This is a genomic window from Helicobacter acinonychis, assembly GCF_900461455.1.
Taxonomy (GTDB): domain Bacteria; phylum Campylobacterota; class Campylobacteria; order Campylobacterales; family Helicobacteraceae; genus Helicobacter; species Helicobacter acinonychis.
Window position 1 is genome coordinate 977,185 of sequence record NZ_UGIA01000001.1, and the last position, 15,280, is coordinate 992,464.

Consider the following 15,280-nt stretch of genomic DNA (forward strand, 5'->3'; position numbering starts at 1 on the left):
TTTTGAAGCGAGTATTATGTTTAATTTTGGGGCTTTCTTATGCCCTGCATGCGGATAGTTTTAAAGATGTTTTGACTAAGGGGGATTATACTTTTGCCAATAAAAAGGTGGTTTCGCCTATCAAACGCTATGCGGATCAATCGGCGTTTTATTTAGGGCTTGGGTATCAATTAGGGAGCATTCAGCACAACTTTAGCAATTTGAATTTATTCCAACAATTTAGTAAGAGTCAGATCATTTTTAGCGATAGTCTAAGCCCTGTTTTTAAAAATTCGTATGTGTCTAATGGTCTTGGCGTCCAAGTGGGCTATAAATGGGTGGGTAAGCATGAAGAAACGAAGTGGTTTGGCTTTAGGTGGGGGCTATTTTATGACTTGAGTGCCTCTCTTTATGGCTCCAAAGAATCGCAGTCCATTATCATTTCCACTTATGGCACTTATATGGATGCATTGCTCAACGCTTATAATGGGGATAAGTTTTTTGCTGGGTTTAATCTAGGGATTGCATTTGCCGGAGTGTATGATAAAGTGAGTGATGCATTATTATATCAAGCACTTCTTCAAGACACTTTTGGCGGAAAAGTGGATCCAAATGGCTTCCAGTTTTTAGTGAATTTAGGGGTTCGTTTAGGGAATAAACACAACCAATTTGGCTTTGGGATTAAAATCCCTACTTATTATTTTAACCATTATTATTCTATGAATAATATCAGTAACAACAACGAATATGTCCTAAAAGTTTTGCGATTTTTGGAATATGGGATTAATAGCTTGTTGTATCGGGTTGATTTCAGGCGCAATTATGCAATTTATTTCAACTACACTTATAGTTTTTAGAGCGTTCTTAATTTAGCGATTTCATCTCTCAAGTGCATCGCTTCTTCAAAATCCAAATTTTTCGCGCATTCTCGCATTTTTTTATCCAACTCTTTAATGATTTTCTCTCTTTCACTTTTAGGTATTTTGTCCTTTTTCAAAGCTTTAGCGATTTTAGTCTCATCATCTCTTAATTTCAATTCCTCTTCTAAAGCGCGTGTAACGGTTTTAGGGGTGATATTATGGAGTTTGTTAAATTCTTCTTGCTTGGCGCGTCTGTAGGTAGTGGTCTCAAAGGCTTTTTGCATGCTTTGAGTGATTTTTTTAGCGTATAATAAAACCTTTCCGTTAGCGTTTCTAGCGGCTCGCCCCATGGTTTGAATGAGGCTTGTTTCACTCCTTAAAAACCCTTCTTTATCCGCATCCATGATTGCTACTAAAGACACTTCAGGTAAATCCAACCCTTCTCTTAAAAGATTGATCCCTATTAAAACATCAAATTCTTTAAGCCTTAAAGAGCGGATAATGTGATTTCTTTCAATCGCATCAATTTCGCTATGCATATAACGCACCTTCAAGCCCCATTCAGCATAGTATTTACACAATTCTTCTGCCATTTTTTTAGTGAGCGTGGTAATCAAAACCCTTTCATCTCTAGCCACCACTAATTTGATTTCATCAAATAAATCTTGGACTTGTTTATCGCTGTCTCGCACTTCAAATTTAGGGTCTAAAAGCCCAGTAGGACGAATGATTTGCTCAGCGACATTCTTTTTAGAAAGCTCTAATTCTAGTTTATTGGGCGTAGCGGACACAAAAAGGAATTGGCAATTTTTATGGATAAATTCATCAAATTTTAGGGGGCGGTTGTCTAAAGCACTAGGCAATCTAAAGCCATATTCCACTAAAACGCTTTTCCTGCTCATATCCCCTGCATACATCCCCCCAAATTGCGGCAAACTCACATGGCTTTCATCTACAATGACTAAAAACTCTCGCTCAAATATCCCTAAATAATCAAACAAACAAAAAGGTGTTTCGTTAGGGGCTTTACCTGTAAAATGGCGTGCGTAATTTTCAATACCCTTACACACACCGGTTGCACTAATCATTTCTAAATCATGCTCGGTGCGTTGTTTAAGGCGGTTGTATTCAAGAATTTTATCCTGCTCTTTAAAAAATTTCAATCTTAAAGCAAGCTCATCTTCAATGCTTTTAATGGCTAAATTTAACCTCTCACTCCCTACTGCAAATTGACTAGCCGCATAAAGCATGACAGAATCTAATCGCTTGATTTCATTTCTTTCTAAGGCGTCAAAGACCGCAATCCTTTCTATCTCATCGCCAAAAAATTCAATCCTAATAAATTCTGCATCATTATAAGCGGGGAAAATATCCACGCATTCCCCCATCGCTCTAAAACTCCCCCTATCAAACACCACTTCATTACGGCTATACCCCATTTCCACTAGTTTGAGTAAAAAGCTCTTGTAAGCACGCTTCTCACCCACTTTGATTTTTTCCATGACTTTCAAATATTCTTCAGGGTTACCCAAACCATAATTAGCCGATACGCTCGCTATCACAATCACATCGTCATAACCTAAAAGTGAGGTGGTCGCGCTCAATCTCAAACGCTCCAAATCGTCATTAATAGAGCTGTCTTTTTCAATGAATAAATCCCTTCTAGGGATATAGCTCTCAGGCTGGTAGTAATCAAAGTGGGAGATAAAATACTCCACTCTATTGTGCGGGAAAAACGCCTTAAACTCGCTATAAAGCTGTGCGCATAAGGTTTTATTATGGCTCATGATCAAAGTGGGTTTGTTGGTTTGAGCGATGATATTAGCCATCGTGTAAGTCTTACCGCTCCCTGTAACGCCCACGAGAGTTTGGTAATGGTTTTTATTTTTTAAGCTCTTCGTTAAGGTATCTATGGCTTGGGGCTGATCACCAGCTAGTGAATAAGGGCTTTTTAAATCAAATAATGGCATCTTTTAAACTCGCATTTTTTAGGGGTATTATAGTAGTTTTTAACACGCCTTATTCAAACTCAAAAAAATCAATGTTTTGATAACAATCGTTTGTTTAGCTGCTCACCGGCGTTAATGAGCCACTCAATAGAATCCCTCAAACTGCTATCAATCTCGTTGGCGTTTTTGAAAAAATCCAAACTCAAAAGCACTTCTAAAATCCTAACGATGCCTTTAAGGCTGAGCCGGACTTGATCGGTAAAGTGGCTGTTTTCTTTTAAAGCGTCTTGCAATTCTTTTAACAACGCGTTCATGAGTTCTTTGACTCGCGGTTGTTCGCTTATTCCTAGCACGCTGTCAGGTAAGTTAAGGGTGTTCATGCATGCCTCCTTGACTGGTTAAAGTTTTTGTGGTAACATTTCAATGGTAGCCCACTCCGTCGGCTTATTCTTTAAGCGTTCTTGCCTACGGAATGAAAGAGTGGGTATGTCCGCCTTGTCAATCTCTGCTTTAATCGTACTTATCTTAACTTTCAATCCTGTTATAATCTTACTATCATTATCTTGCGTGACTAAAAAATAGTAAATCGTTTTAGGATCGCCTTGAAACGCCTTGATATGCTCTTTCTTCACTTCTTGGCCTTGCTGTTTGAAAATGAGCGTCATGTTGGGTTCTTTCAAGGTGGGTTCGACTAAGTGCAAAACCGCTAATCTATGCTTGCTGTCAGGCTTGCTTTTTAAGTGTTTGATGAAGTTTTCTTTGTTTTTGACTCCGTTCAAAGCACTCAAAAAGCTATCCGTATCGATCTTTTGGGGTAAGGGCATGGGTTTGATCGCACTTAAGGATTTCAAAAACGCTTCTTTGTCTTCTATGACTTCAAACGATCGTTTTTGAGTTTCTTATTCTATCGTTTTCTTGCTGGTTTCTTTCAAGGCTTCATGGCACTCTTCTTGCAAGGCTTTCACGGCTTTCAGCAAGCGCTCTAAGGCGGGATTATTTTCATTCGGCTCCCTATTGACCATCAAAAGGTAACGCGTGAAGTCGTAAATGTCAATGTCCTTGAATTCCTTGCTGTTGGGATCAAACATGTCCTTAGCCTCATCAGCGATCTTGAATTCTTTCAAGCCTTTCTTGATGTTATCGCTCTTTAAGGCTTCAAACAACGCCTTGCTCGGATCATCCAAGCGTGCAAACCGGGCAAACCCAGCGCCTAAGATCTCGCTGATATCGCTGACGGCTTGATCGGATTTTTCAAACACCCCTAAGGAGCTTGTTTGGTAGAATCTCTCGCTCAAATCCTTCAAGCCCTCGCTCGTGGTCGGGTATTTCTTCATGTTCGCGAAAGCGCGATCCATGATGCCGCTCAAATAAGCGTTCAGGCTCACTTTAGGGAGGTTCATGTCATGAATGAGGTTATGGAAACTCCCAGCGTTGTCTGCAAACATTTTTTTCACCTTTTCATAGCTTTTAATGTCGTTAGAAAATTCTTTCTGCCATCGGTTCAGTAATTCTATGCCTTGGGTTTTGGTCCTTGGCATGTTGAACATCAGCAACGCTAAATTGCTGTCGGTTACGATAGGGTGGGAGGCCTTATCAAAATTCAGGTTTTTAGCTACGATGTTTTTTAATGAGTAGATGCTATCAGCGTCTAATTTCTTTTCTAATTCTTTTAATTTCGCTTCGTAATGGCTCAAAACCGCTAACGCGTGATCGCTTTCGCTGTTAAAGTGCCCTTGATTGGACGCGGCCGCTAAATGGTTGATCTCGGTGTGGTTCAAGCGTTTGTGGGGGATTCTCACTAACAATTCATCCGGCTTCAGGTGGACGCGGTAGTATTCTTTGATCGCTTTATCGTAAGCGTATCGGCTTTTAGGCGTGAAGTTGAGCATGCCTTCTACCCAGTGGTTGGGCGCGATCACCTGCCCGTCATGCAAGATGATGGGCAAGTCTTCAAACCCTCCGCTCCCGAATATCTTTTTAGGGTCAAAATTCCGCGCGATGCTTTGGATCTGTTCTTCGTTCATGGCGGTGCGCTTTTGCGTGCCTCCTGTAGTGAAACTGGGCTTTAGATCTTTTGCATTCACGATCGCGTAGTCTAAGTCGTAAATCTCTCTTTCGTTCAAGCGCACCCGACTCTTAGGGATGCTCGCTAAAATCTGTGTGGGGATATCCTCTCCCACTTCTATCTTAGTCTGGCTTTCAAGGTTACCGGCGTTGCCGCGCTCGTGTTCTAATTTGCGTTTTAAGGCTTCTTTCCTTTTAGCTTCTTGTTCTTTGGCTTTTAAAAATTCCTGTTCGCTTTCTTGTGCTTCTCGTTCTAACTTCGCAAGCTTTTCGGCGTTAGCTTGTTTGTGGGGGGATAAATTTGGAGTTTCTGGTGTCAATTCGTTAGGGTTTTCTGGTTTTTTTAATAAAGACTCTTGCGTTTTAAGCGCGTTTGCGCTAGGATGGGGTTCAAGGCTTGAGATGCTATAGTTGATGCCATCTCTGTAATCGTTAGAGAGTGTCGCAATGGTCTCTGACTCCCTTAAAACCTTTTCATCTCTTTCAAAACTTGTAATCATATGATGATTTTTTAAAGGCGTATTTCCTTTTTGACTACTTAAACCCACTTCAATATCATTATATCTTATGGTCGCATGCCCAATATAATCATCATCTTTAATACCTTTCTCTATCACTTCTGGTATTTGTTTTAATAATTCATTAGTCCTTTCTTTGGCTTGTTCTGGTGTCAATCCTAACCTTTTGTATTGTTTTTCTCTCTTTTCTGATATATGAGCTAAACCATATCCGTTGCTGTCTTTAGTCTTTTTATTCCCCCACACCAAATCAATCCCTCCTAAATCCTCCCTATACGCTACACCTGCAACTTGTCCGTTCCTTTCTTGCAAGAGCTTCTCTAGCGCTTCCTTAGCTATTCGTTTATGCGATAATCAAATAGCTTTGATATAATATCTTCTAAAAACAATGAAAGGTTTATTATGCAATCTCTAAGTCTGTTAAACCAATTAGGCACTAAAATTGATGAACTGATTGAAAAAATCAAAAAACAAGAAGAAGAATTAAACGCTTTACGCCAAGCAAACACCACACTAAACACGCAAAATGAAGAAAAAGACATTCAAATCGCTATTTTATACGATGAGTTGAGCGCTAAAGATAAGGGTATCCAAGGTCTTTATGACAAAATCTCTGATTTATTGTCATAAACCATTAAAAACATGTCTTTAGAAAACAATAGCTTAGAAATCACTTATTTAGGCAGACGCTATAAAATCTCTCTCAATAACACCTTTAGCGATGAGATGAAACACACCCTAAAAGAGCGTTTCCACAACCAAGAATTAAACGCATTAGAGCTTTTAAAGGATTATTTACATGAACGTTGTCAAAACGAGTACTTGCACAATGAACTCCAAAAGCTTTTAGAAAAAATCTCATCATGTTCTACTACTTAATCGCTCCCTTAAAAAATAAAACCCCCCCTTTAACCTATTTTTCTAAAGAACAACACCAAAAAGGAGTGTTAGTCAATATTAATTTAAGGAATAAAACGCTTTTAGGCGTCATTCTTGAAGAAGTTTCAAAACCCTCTTTTGAATGCTTGGAGCTAGAAAAAACCCCTTATTTTTTACTCCCCATTCAAATAGAACTTGCTGAATTTATCGCTCAATATTACTCTGCTAGTCTCTCTTTAGTCTTAAGCCTTTTTGCCCCCTTTAAAGAATGCGATGTTGCAAAATTAGAAAAAATTAAGCCCAATCTTAATGGGTTAAGCCAAACGCAAACCAATGCTTTAAACGCATTGCAAAAACATTCCGCAAGCTTACTCTTTGGTGATACAGGTAGTGGGAAAACCGAAATTTATATGCATTTAATCGCTCAAATGTTAGAGCAAAAAAAAAGCGCTTTATTATTGGTGCCAGAAATCGCTCTCACCCCTCAAATACAACAGCGCCTTAAAAAAGTCTTTAAAGAAAATTTAGGCTTGTGGCATAGCAAACTCTCTTTAACTCAAAAAAAACAATTTTTAGAAAAGCTTTACTCACAAGAAATAAAATTAGTGGTAGGCACACGAAGCGCGTTATTCTTACCCCTCAAAGAGCTAGGCTTGATTATTGTAGATGAAGAGCATGACTTTTCTTATAAATCCCAGCAAAGCCCTATGTATAACGCTAGGGATTTATGCTTGTATTTATCCCATAAATTCCCTATTCAAGTGGTTTTAGGCTCTGCTACGCCAAGTTTGAGTAGCTACAAACGCTTTAAAGATAAGGCTTTAGTGCGCCTAAAGGGGCGCTACATCCCCACACAAAAAAACATTATTTTTGAAAAAACCCCAAATTTTATCACGCCAAAACTCCTAGAAGCGTTAAAACAAGTGATAGACAAAAACGAGCAAGCCATTATTTTTGTGCCTACAAGAGCTAATTTCAAAACCTTGTTGTGTCAAAATTGTTACAAAAGCGTTCAATGCCCCTTTTGCAGCGTGAATATGAGTTTGCATTTGAGAACTAACAAACTCATGTGCCATTATTGCCATTATTCAAGCCCTATCCCTAAAATTTGTAGCGCGTGTCAAAGCGAAGTCTTAGTGGGTAAAAGGATAGGCACCATGCAAGTGTTAAAGGAATTAGAAAGCCTTTTAGAGGGGGTTAAAATAGCGATTTTAGATAAAGATCACACTAGCACGCCAAAAAAACTCCATAATATTTTGAATGACTTCAACGCCCAAAAAACCAATATTTTAATCGGCACGCAAATGATAAGCAAAGGGCATGATTACGCTAAAGTGAGTTTAGCGGTTATTTTAGGCATAGACAATATTATTAAATCTAGTAGTTATAGGGCTTTAGAAGAAGGCGTATCACTGTTGCATCAAATCGCCGGAAGGAGCGCGAGACAAATTTCTGGCCAAGTGTTCATTCAAAGCATTGAAGGGGGTTTGTTAGAGAGCTTTTTAGAAGATTATGAAGATTTTCTACAATACGAATTGCAAGAAAGATGCGAACTCTACCCGCCTTTTTCAAGGCTATGTTTGTTGGAATTTAAGCATAAAAACGAAGAAAAAGCCCAACAATTAAGCCTAAAAGCTTCTCAAATCCTTTCTTTGTGTTTAGAAAAGGGCGTAACGCTCTCTAGCTTTAAAGCCCCCATTGAAAAAATCGCTTCCTCTTATCGCTACCTTATTTTATTGCGCTCCAAAAACCCTTTAAGCCTAGTCAAAAGCGTGCATGCGTTTTTAAAAGCCACCCCCAATATCCCTTGCAGCGTGAATATGGATCCTATGGATATTTTTTAAAAAATTTAGGTTTTTCTGGCGACTAACAGCGTGAAATTCACCCATTTAAACAACGCTTCCACATGCTTAAACCCCACGCTTTCTAAAAGAGCGATATTTTCTTTCAAGCTATAAGGCACAAGCACATTTTCTAACGCCTCTCTTTTGAAAGCGATTTCATTGTGGCTATAACCTTGATTTTGCTTATAAAGGTAGTATAACTCTATCATTTGCTTGTCTAATATCCTATCTTCACTCATGATTTTTTCGCCCACCAATAAAACCCCATTTAACGCAAGGCTGTTATAAATCTTTTTGAGCAACACTTCTCTTTGCATAGGGCGGATAAATTGCAACACAAAAAGCAATGAAAATGCACTCGCTTCTTTAAAGTCAATCTCTAAAAAATCCACGCATTCAAAATGGGTATTTTTAAAATCTTTTAATTTTTCTTGCGCTTTTTTGAGCATGGGCATGGAATTGTCAATCCCTATAAGCTCAATATCTTGTTGGATTTGTTTGTTAAGCACGACAAAAAAGTTTCCGGTAGAACAACCCAAATCATAAATCAAGGGTTTAGGATTAATGCTTTCTTTCAAATTTTGAGCGATAAAATACGCCCCCAAATTTAACATTTCATGGTAATAAGGGATAGAGCGCTCTAGCATGTCATCAAAAACATGGGCGACTCTTTCATCAAAACAAAAGCGTTTGCCTAGGGCTTCATTAAAAAGAGTGTCCTTCATCGAACAAAAAGCGTGGTTTAATAAAGCTTTAAACCACCCTATTAAAATAGTGCTTAAGCTTTTTTATGTTTATGCACCAATTCGTTGATGTAGTGATCCACTGATCCTAAACCTTCTTTTTTCGCCCATTCATAGCATTTGGAGACAAAATCCCAATTAATATGCCCATAGAATTTTTCCAAATACACAGGGCGTGCGTTTTTATGGTCAATATAATAAGCATGCTCCCACACATCTACCACTAAAAGCGGCACTTTCTTATCTGTTACTGGAGTTTGAGCGTTGCTAGTTTGGATGATTTCAATTTTTTGAGTGTCTAAATTATACGCCACCCAATTCCAACCAGAGCCAAACAAAGTGGTCGCACTCTTAATGAATTCTTCTTTAAATTTCTCTAGTGAGCCAAAATCTTTTTCTAAACCTTCTTTTAATTCATCGCTCAAAGCAGTCGCTTTAGGGCTTAAGCAATCCCAATAAAAATCGTGGTTATAGATTTGAGCGGCGTTATTGAACACGCCTCCGCTAGACTTTGTCAAAATGGTGTATAGGCAACTTTCTTCAAACTCCGTGCCTTTAATTAAATTATTCAAATTATTCACATAAGTTTGGTGGTGTTTCCCATGATGGAAATCAAACGCTACAGGGCTTAAAAAATCTCCCATGCTGTCTTTAGCAAAAGGCAATTCTCTCAATACAAACATGTTTTCTCCTTGTGATTATATGACCGTATTATAATCATTTTTTAAGGCTTTTTGGTAAATCTTTTCTTAAAAATTGATCGTTATACAAATTTTGTGGATTTTAGGGGATTTTTTTGGAATGAAAACAGCCTTTTCAAACAAAACCTTTTAAAATTTTTAAAAGTTAATCTTAATTGACTACTATTCTAACACAACCAAACAAAAAGGATCAACAATAGAAAAAGTTACTTTCAAAAAAGAAACATACCAAGTTAGAGAGGAAAACCCTAAAAGTGGGCAATAAAGCTCCAGATGTGAAACTCGTAACCAACGATTTGCAAGGAGTTAATTTACTCCATCTTGGTGTGCATTTTCAAGTCATCAGCACGCTCTCTACTCTAGTTGGGTAAGTTTGCTTGCTCCAAGCCAAACGCTTTAATGAGCAAGCGAGCGAGTTGGCTTCTGTGAGTTTTAGGGTGGTTTCTGTGGTTTGCCTTCCGCTCAAGGGCAAGTTTGTGGCACTGAAGGCATCAAGGATTTGAAAATTTTGAGCGATTTTAGGTATAAGGCTTTTGGGGAAAATTACGGCGTGCTGTTAGGCAAGGGCTCTTTGCAAGGCTTACTCGCTCGATCGGTGTTTGCGATTGACACTCAAGGGGTGGTTATTTATAAAGAAATCGTTAAAAACCTTTTAGAAGAGCCCAATTATGAAGTGCTTTTAAAAGTGTTGAAACAATAAATAAGGGAGAGAATTATCCAAAATCCCCTATTCTCTTAAGAAAATAAGTTCCGCTATAAAATATTGTTTTTTAAACAATACAAAATCCAATCCATTCTAGCAAGAACTATACAAAAAGAAACTCCAAAAGAAAAACATGGTGGAGAATAGCGGAATCGAACCGCTGACCTCCTGCGTGCAAAACAGGCGCTCTCCCAACTGAGCTAATTCCCCAAAGATTGTGAAAGAATGGTGGGCTTAGGAGGAGTTGAACCTCCGACCTCACCCTTATCAGGGGTGCGCTCTAACCACCTGAGCTATAAGCCCTTAAACTAATCAAAACTAAAGACGAAATTGTAGATTAAACTTCCTTAAAAAATCCTTAAAAAATAAATGAGATTATGATGCTATAATACTTGAATACTTGTTATTTTTTCATTATTAAAGGGGTTTTATGGCATTACTATTCACAGGGGCATGCGGATACATAGGCTCGCATACCGCAAGGGCGTTTTTAGAAAATACCACAGAAAACATCATTATTGTAGATGATTTAAGCACCGGTTTTTTAGAGCATATCAAAGCATTGGAGCATTACTACCTTAATAGAGTCATGTTTATTCAAGCGAATTTGAATGAGACGCAAAAATTAGACGCATTTTTGAATAAGCAACAATTACAAGATCCTATTGAGACTATCTTACACTTTGGGGCTAAAATCTCCGTAGAAGAATCAATGCACTTGCCTTTAGAATACTACACCAACAACACGCTTAACACTTTAGAGCTTGTCAAACTTTGCTTGAAACACCACATCAAGCGTTTTATTTTTTCTTCCACAGCCGTGGTTTATGGCGAGTCCAATTCAAGCTTGAACGAAGAAAGCCCCTTAAACCCCATCAATCCTTATGGAGCGTCTAAAATGATGAGTGAGAGAATTTTATTAGACGCTTCTAAAGTGGCGGATTTTAACTGCGTTATTTTGCGCTATTTCAATGTGGCTGGGGCATGCATGCAAAATGATTATACTACGCCCTACACTTTGGGTCAGCGCACCCTAAACGCCACACATTTAATCAAAATTGCATGCGAATGCGCGGTGGGGAAAAGGAAAAAAATGGGGATTTTTGGCACCGATTACCCCACAAGAGATGGCACATGCATTAGGGATTATATCCATGTAGATGATTTGGCTAATGCACATTTAGCGAGCTATCGGGCTCTTTTAGAACAAAATAAGAGCGAAATTTATAATGTCGGCTACAATCAAGGGCATAGCGTGAAAGAAGTGATTAATAAGGTTAAAGAAATCTCAAACAACGATTTTTTAGTAGAGATTTTAGACAAACGACAAGGCGATCCAGCAAGCCTTATTGCCAATAACGCTAAAATCTTACAAAACACCTCTTTCAAACCCCTTTATAACAACCTAGACACCATCATCAAAAGCGCTTTGGCTTGGGAAGAACACCTTTTAAGATTTCAATAATGCACCCTATGTAAATACAATCCGTTAGCCATTATGGGCGTTCTTATGGTGGCTTTGATGTTATTGATTTGTGTTTTAATTTCAGCGAGCGTGATTTTTTCTAAGGAGTATTGAACGCATGCTTGCATGATCAAACGCACGCTAGAGCGCAAAAACGCATCGCCGATAATTTTAAACACTACGCACTCATGCCCCATGATAGAAGCCTTATAAGCAAACGCGTTAAAAATGATGCGTTTGGGGTTGGTTGCCGCCCCGCCTTCTTTTTTAAACATGGAAAAATCATGCTTGCCTATAAATTGCTTTAAAGCGGTGTTTAATGAATCTAATGATCCATAATCCCCACAAGCGATATAAGGTGCTAAAAAAGGTGTTTTTAAACTTTTAGTTAAAAGGTAGCGATACGCTCTTTTTTGAGCGTCAAAACGAGCATGGAAATTTTTTTCTTCTAATTTTTTTAAGACAATATGCGGAGCGAGTTTAGGGGCTAGATAATAAAACAACTTATCAGCACTCCAGTGTTTTTGAGCATGAAAAGATAGCACTTGATTGTTTGCATGCACGCCTTTATCGGTGCGACCGGCTGCAATCACTACGCTTTTAATCCCTAGCAAATTTAGAGCGCTTTCAATTTTATCTTGCACGCCAAGTTTGTCAGGCTGTTTGGCATAGCCTAAAAAATACGCCCCATCATAAGCGATAGTAGCCTTAAAACAACGCATTTTAATAACGCTTTAAAATGAATTTTCTAAACAACAAATAAGAGGCAAACGCCCAAATAAAGGGGAAGATAAAGGTCATCAAAAACAAATCGGTAGAAATCACATGCACCATTAAAAAATAAATCCCAACCGCCCCAAGGACATAGAAATAACTCCAATTCGTTTTGAATCGTGGGTTGGCGATACCAAATAAAGGGATTAAAAACACGCTCGCTAAAGGGAATAATGAAACCAAAATCGCTTGAGAAAAACGGCGTTTTTGACTTTTATTAGCGCTTTTACCAAAAGCTCTTTTCCAATAACCTAAATAATCCGTGCCTTGCAAATAAGACGCATCGTTAGCGTTAAACGACTTGAGCTTGTTGCGTAAATGCAATTCCTCAAAATCAATTTTACGCATTTTATCGCCTTGAGTGAAATACGCATGCCCTTTGTATAAATTCAATTCAAACACGCCATTTTGGTTGTTAATATTGCCTTTTTGAGCCAAAATAAAGCTTTCTTGAGAGAGACTTTTATTAGAAAAAAGCACCAAATTATCATAGGAATTGTTTTCAGCCTTATCCACATACACGAGCCAATCGCCTAATTTTTGCCCAAACTCGCCCACTCTTATATTAATGTCAATCTTGTCCTTTTTTTGATGCAAAAACCCATAATAAGCGCTCTTGGAAGTGGGGATTAAAACAAGCGAAAACACCAATAAAATCGCACTCACTAAAATACTTAATGGCACAAACGCTTTAGTCATTTTTTTAGGCGAAACCCCTAAAGAAAAAAAGACTAATAGTTCATGGTCATAACTAAGCCTTGAAAGTCCCAAAGCACAAGCCGCAAAAAAAGTGATCGGCAAAATAAAAAAGATAGTTCCAGGCAAGGAATACAAAAAAAGTTGCACTAGATCCAAAAAGCTCACTTTAATCACAAGTGTTACGCTTGCGATACTAATTAATAGCACGATAGAAGAGATAAAAAACAGTACTAAAAAGAAAGAAAAAAAGACTTGCGAAACCGCCATAAAAAGGTAGCGTTTAACCATTTTAATCTTTTTCCACTTTTTATTGCACCCCATCTACAACAGGCACAAATGAGCATTTTTCTAGCACTTTTTGGACGCACAAGGTGTTATTTTGCTTCACGAATCGTTTGATCACTTGCTCGTTATTTTCTTGAATGGGTGCAACTAAAATCCCACCTTCTTCAAGCTGATCAATAAGTGCTTGCGGGATAGTAGTCGCGCAAGCAGAGAATAAAATCCTATCATAAGGAGCGTATTGCTCCCAGCCTTTATTCCCATCAGCAAATTTGACATGAACATTTTCTAAACCCAAATTTTTAAGGCGCAAACGCGCTTCTATATACAGGCTTTCAATCCTTTCAACGCTAAAAACACGCCTAAAAATTTGAGACAGCACCGCCGCTTGATAGCCACTTCCGCAGCCAATTTCTAGCACACTATCCACATGATCGATTTCTAGGTATTGCGTCATTTTAGCCACGGTTAGGGGCGAAGAAATATATTGTTGTGCCTGCATGGAAAGAGCGTTCAAAGTGTAAGCAAAATGCTTGAAAGGGGCTGGCACAAAGATCTCTCTTTCAATACTCTCCATGGCCTTTCTCACTTTAGGGTGCAAATGAAAACGCTTATGGATTTCTTCACACATCAAATGGTTTTTGATACTATTCAAACAAACCCCTTAAAAATCATCAAAACTCACGCTCCCTTTAGCGTAATTGCTCACCCTAGCTTCAAAGAAATTAGAGCGTTGCTCATTGAAACTTGAAAAGCTTTCTACCCATTTAATGGGGTGTTGGACGCCATAAATTTTAGCGATACCCACCTTACTCAAACGGCTATCCGCTAAAAACTGGATGTATTGCTCAATCAAGCTTGAGGTAAGCCCTAAAATCTTACCTTGCGTGATATAATCCCCCCACGAAGCTTCAATTTTTACCGCTTTTTTAAACATCTCTATGACTTCATCAATCAATTGCGGTGTGAATAAATCCGCTCTTTCATTCCTTAAAGCGTTGATCATGTTTTGGAATAAGATCAAATGCGTCACCTCATCTCTTTGGATAAAACGAATCATTTGCGCTGATCCGAGCATTTTACCACTCCTAGCCAAAGTGTAAAAATAGCTAAACCCGCTATAAAAATAAATCCCCTCTAAAATTTGATTCGCAAAAAGTGCTTTGAGGATGTTTTCTTCTGTGGGGTTTTTGGCTAATTCCATATACACCTGCGCGATATAATCATTCTTGCTTTTTAATTGCATGTCATTACGCCACATGTCATAAATCTCTTCGGTATTAGCGCTAATGCTTTCTACCATCACCGCATACGCATGGCTGTGTAAGGCTTCTTCATAAGCTTGACGCACCAAGCACAAATTAATCTCTGGACTGGTGATAAAGGGATTGACATTATCAATTAAATTATTGGTTTGCAAGCTATCCATAAAGATGAGTTGCGCTAAAGCTCTGTCATAGCCGATCTTTTCTTCTGCACTTAATTTTAAATAATCTCTTTTATCATCATTCATGCTCACTTCTTCAGCAAACCAGGTGTTAGCGAGCATCGTTTTCCATAAATGATCCGCCCATTGATACTTGATTTTATTCAAATCAAACATGCTTGTAGGATTGCCCCCAAAAATCTTTCTTTCATTCACACTTTCTGTAGAATCGGGGTTGTAAATTTTCTTGCGTAAAACTTCCATTTGGTTCCTTATTTTTGCTTAAAAACTATCTATTAACAGTCTTATTAGAATACCTTAAAAGAATTTAAAACCCCCTAAAAGCAAACAAAAACTCAAATTTTTCAATTTTTTTCAGTATTTTTAAAGGATT

12 protein-coding genes, 2 tRNA genes and 3 pseudogenes are annotated in these 15,280 nt (G+C 38.2%); 6 read left to right on the forward strand and 11 right to left on the reverse strand.

Translation table 11 applies throughout. The annotated features are described in order from the left end of the window. Nucleotides 1-2: 2 nt before the first annotated feature. Complete coding sequence (locus tag DYI00_RS04670) at nucleotides 3-836, forward strand: outer membrane protein (protein ID WP_011577374.1); 834 nt, start codon at nucleotides 3-5, stop codon at nucleotides 834-836. Here the strand turns inward: DYI00_RS04670 and uvrB are convergent. The 3 genes and pseudogenes from uvrB to DYI00_RS04685 all read right to left on the reverse strand — a co-directional run. Then, on the reverse strand, nucleotides 833-2,809 hold the full coding sequence (gene uvrB, locus DYI00_RS04675; RefSeq protein WP_011577373.1) for an excinuclease ABC subunit UvrB: 1,977 nt from the start codon (nucleotides 2,807-2,809) through the stop codon (nucleotides 833-835). The genes DYI00_RS04670 and uvrB overlap by 4 nt on opposite strands. An 83-nt stretch (nucleotides 2,810-2,892) precedes the next feature. Further along, a pseudogene (locus DYI00_RS04680) lies at nucleotides 2,893-3,168 on the reverse strand (hypothetical protein); the annotation flags it as partial. Between the two features lie 85 nt (nucleotides 3,169-3,253). Further along, nucleotides 3,254-5,703, reverse strand: a pseudogene (locus DYI00_RS04685) (DUF3519 domain-containing protein); the annotation flags it as partial. 69 nt (nucleotides 5,704-5,772) lie between these two features. Between DYI00_RS04685 and zapB the strand changes: the two are divergent. The 3 genes from zapB to DYI00_RS04700 are packed head-to-tail and all read left to right on the forward strand — an operon-like array spanning nucleotide 5,773 to nucleotide 8,093. Beyond that, nucleotides 5,773-6,000, forward strand: coding sequence for a cell division protein ZapB (gene zapB, locus DYI00_RS04690; RefSeq protein WP_011577370.1), 228 nt, complete (start codon nucleotides 5,773-5,775; stop codon nucleotides 5,998-6,000). A 12-nt stretch (nucleotides 6,001-6,012) separates the two neighbouring features. Continuing rightward, a complete protein-coding gene (locus DYI00_RS04695) occupies nucleotides 6,013-6,249 on the forward strand; it encodes a hypothetical protein (protein WP_011577369.1) in 237 nt (78 codons plus the stop codon). Beyond that, the gene (locus tag DYI00_RS04700) at nucleotides 6,234-8,093 is read left to right on the forward strand and encodes a primosomal protein N' (protein ID WP_011577368.1); all 1,860 of its coding nucleotides are present in this window, start codon (nucleotides 6,234-6,236) and stop codon (nucleotides 8,091-8,093) included. The genes DYI00_RS04695 and DYI00_RS04700 overlap by 16 nt, the downstream gene beginning before the upstream one ends. Before the next feature lie 5 nt (nucleotides 8,094-8,098). Here the strand turns inward: DYI00_RS04700 and cmoA are convergent, their stop codons facing one another. Further along, a complete protein-coding gene (gene cmoA / locus DYI00_RS04705) occupies nucleotides 8,099-8,818 on the reverse strand; it encodes a carboxy-S-adenosyl-L-methionine synthase CmoA (RefSeq protein WP_011577367.1) in 720 nt (239 codons plus the stop codon). 53 nt (nucleotides 8,819-8,871) lie between these two features. Beyond that, nucleotides 8,872-9,519 carry a superoxide dismutase [Fe] gene (gene sodB, locus DYI00_RS04710; RefSeq protein ID WP_011577366.1) on the reverse strand — a complete coding sequence of 216 codons (648 nt, stop codon included), beginning with the start codon at nucleotides 9,517-9,519 and terminating at the stop codon, nucleotides 8,872-8,874. 214 nt (nucleotides 9,520-9,733) lie between these two features. On the opposite strand from sodB, the pseudogene tpx reads away from it, so the two are divergent. Next, nucleotides 9,734-10,237 (forward strand): annotated as a pseudogene (gene tpx, locus DYI00_RS04715) (thiol peroxidase). Between the two features lie 137 nt (nucleotides 10,238-10,374). On the opposite strand, the gene DYI00_RS04720 reads toward tpx, so the two are convergent. Both DYI00_RS04720 and DYI00_RS04725 read right to left on the reverse strand, forming a co-directional pair. Beyond that, nucleotides 10,375-10,450 (reverse strand) — tRNA-Ala (locus DYI00_RS04720). Between the two features lie 16 nt (nucleotides 10,451-10,466). After that, nucleotides 10,467-10,543 (reverse strand) — tRNA-Ile (locus DYI00_RS04725). A 127-nt stretch (nucleotides 10,544-10,670) separates the two neighbouring features. Between DYI00_RS04725 and galE the strand changes: the two genes are divergently transcribed. Beyond that, the gene (gene galE, locus DYI00_RS04730; RefSeq protein WP_011577364.1) at nucleotides 10,671-11,705 is read left to right on the forward strand and encodes a UDP-glucose 4-epimerase GalE; all 1,035 of its coding nucleotides are present in this window, start codon (nucleotides 10,671-10,673) and stop codon (nucleotides 11,703-11,705) included. On the opposite strand, the gene truA is transcribed toward galE, so the two are convergent. Genes truA through DYI00_RS04750 form a run of 4 tightly spaced genes read right to left on the reverse strand, consistent with a single transcriptional unit; the run spans nucleotide 11,699 to nucleotide 15,150 of the window. After that, nucleotides 11,699-12,427, reverse strand: a complete 729-nt coding sequence (gene truA, locus DYI00_RS04735; RefSeq protein ID WP_011577363.1) for a tRNA pseudouridine(38-40) synthase TruA — start codon at nucleotides 12,425-12,427, stop codon at nucleotides 11,699-11,701. The two genes, galE and truA, sit on opposite strands and share 7 nt — an antisense overlap. Nucleotide 12,428: 1 nt before the next feature. Further along, nucleotides 12,429-13,466: an LptF/LptG family permease gene (locus DYI00_RS04740; RefSeq protein WP_041600178.1), complete on the reverse strand. Its 1,038-nt coding sequence runs from the start codon at nucleotides 13,464-13,466 to the stop codon at nucleotides 12,429-12,431. A 19-nt stretch (nucleotides 13,467-13,485) separates the two neighbouring features. Next, nucleotides 13,486-14,115, reverse strand: a complete 630-nt coding sequence (gene pcm / locus DYI00_RS04745) for a protein-L-isoaspartate O-methyltransferase (protein ID WP_011577361.1) — start codon at nucleotides 14,113-14,115, stop codon at nucleotides 13,486-13,488. A 9-nt stretch (nucleotides 14,116-14,124) separates the two neighbouring features. Beyond that, a complete protein-coding gene (locus DYI00_RS04750) occupies nucleotides 14,125-15,150 on the reverse strand; it encodes a ribonucleotide-diphosphate reductase subunit beta (RefSeq protein ID WP_011577360.1) in 1,026 nt (341 codons plus the stop codon). Between the last annotated feature and the right edge of the window lie 130 nt (nucleotides 15,151-15,280).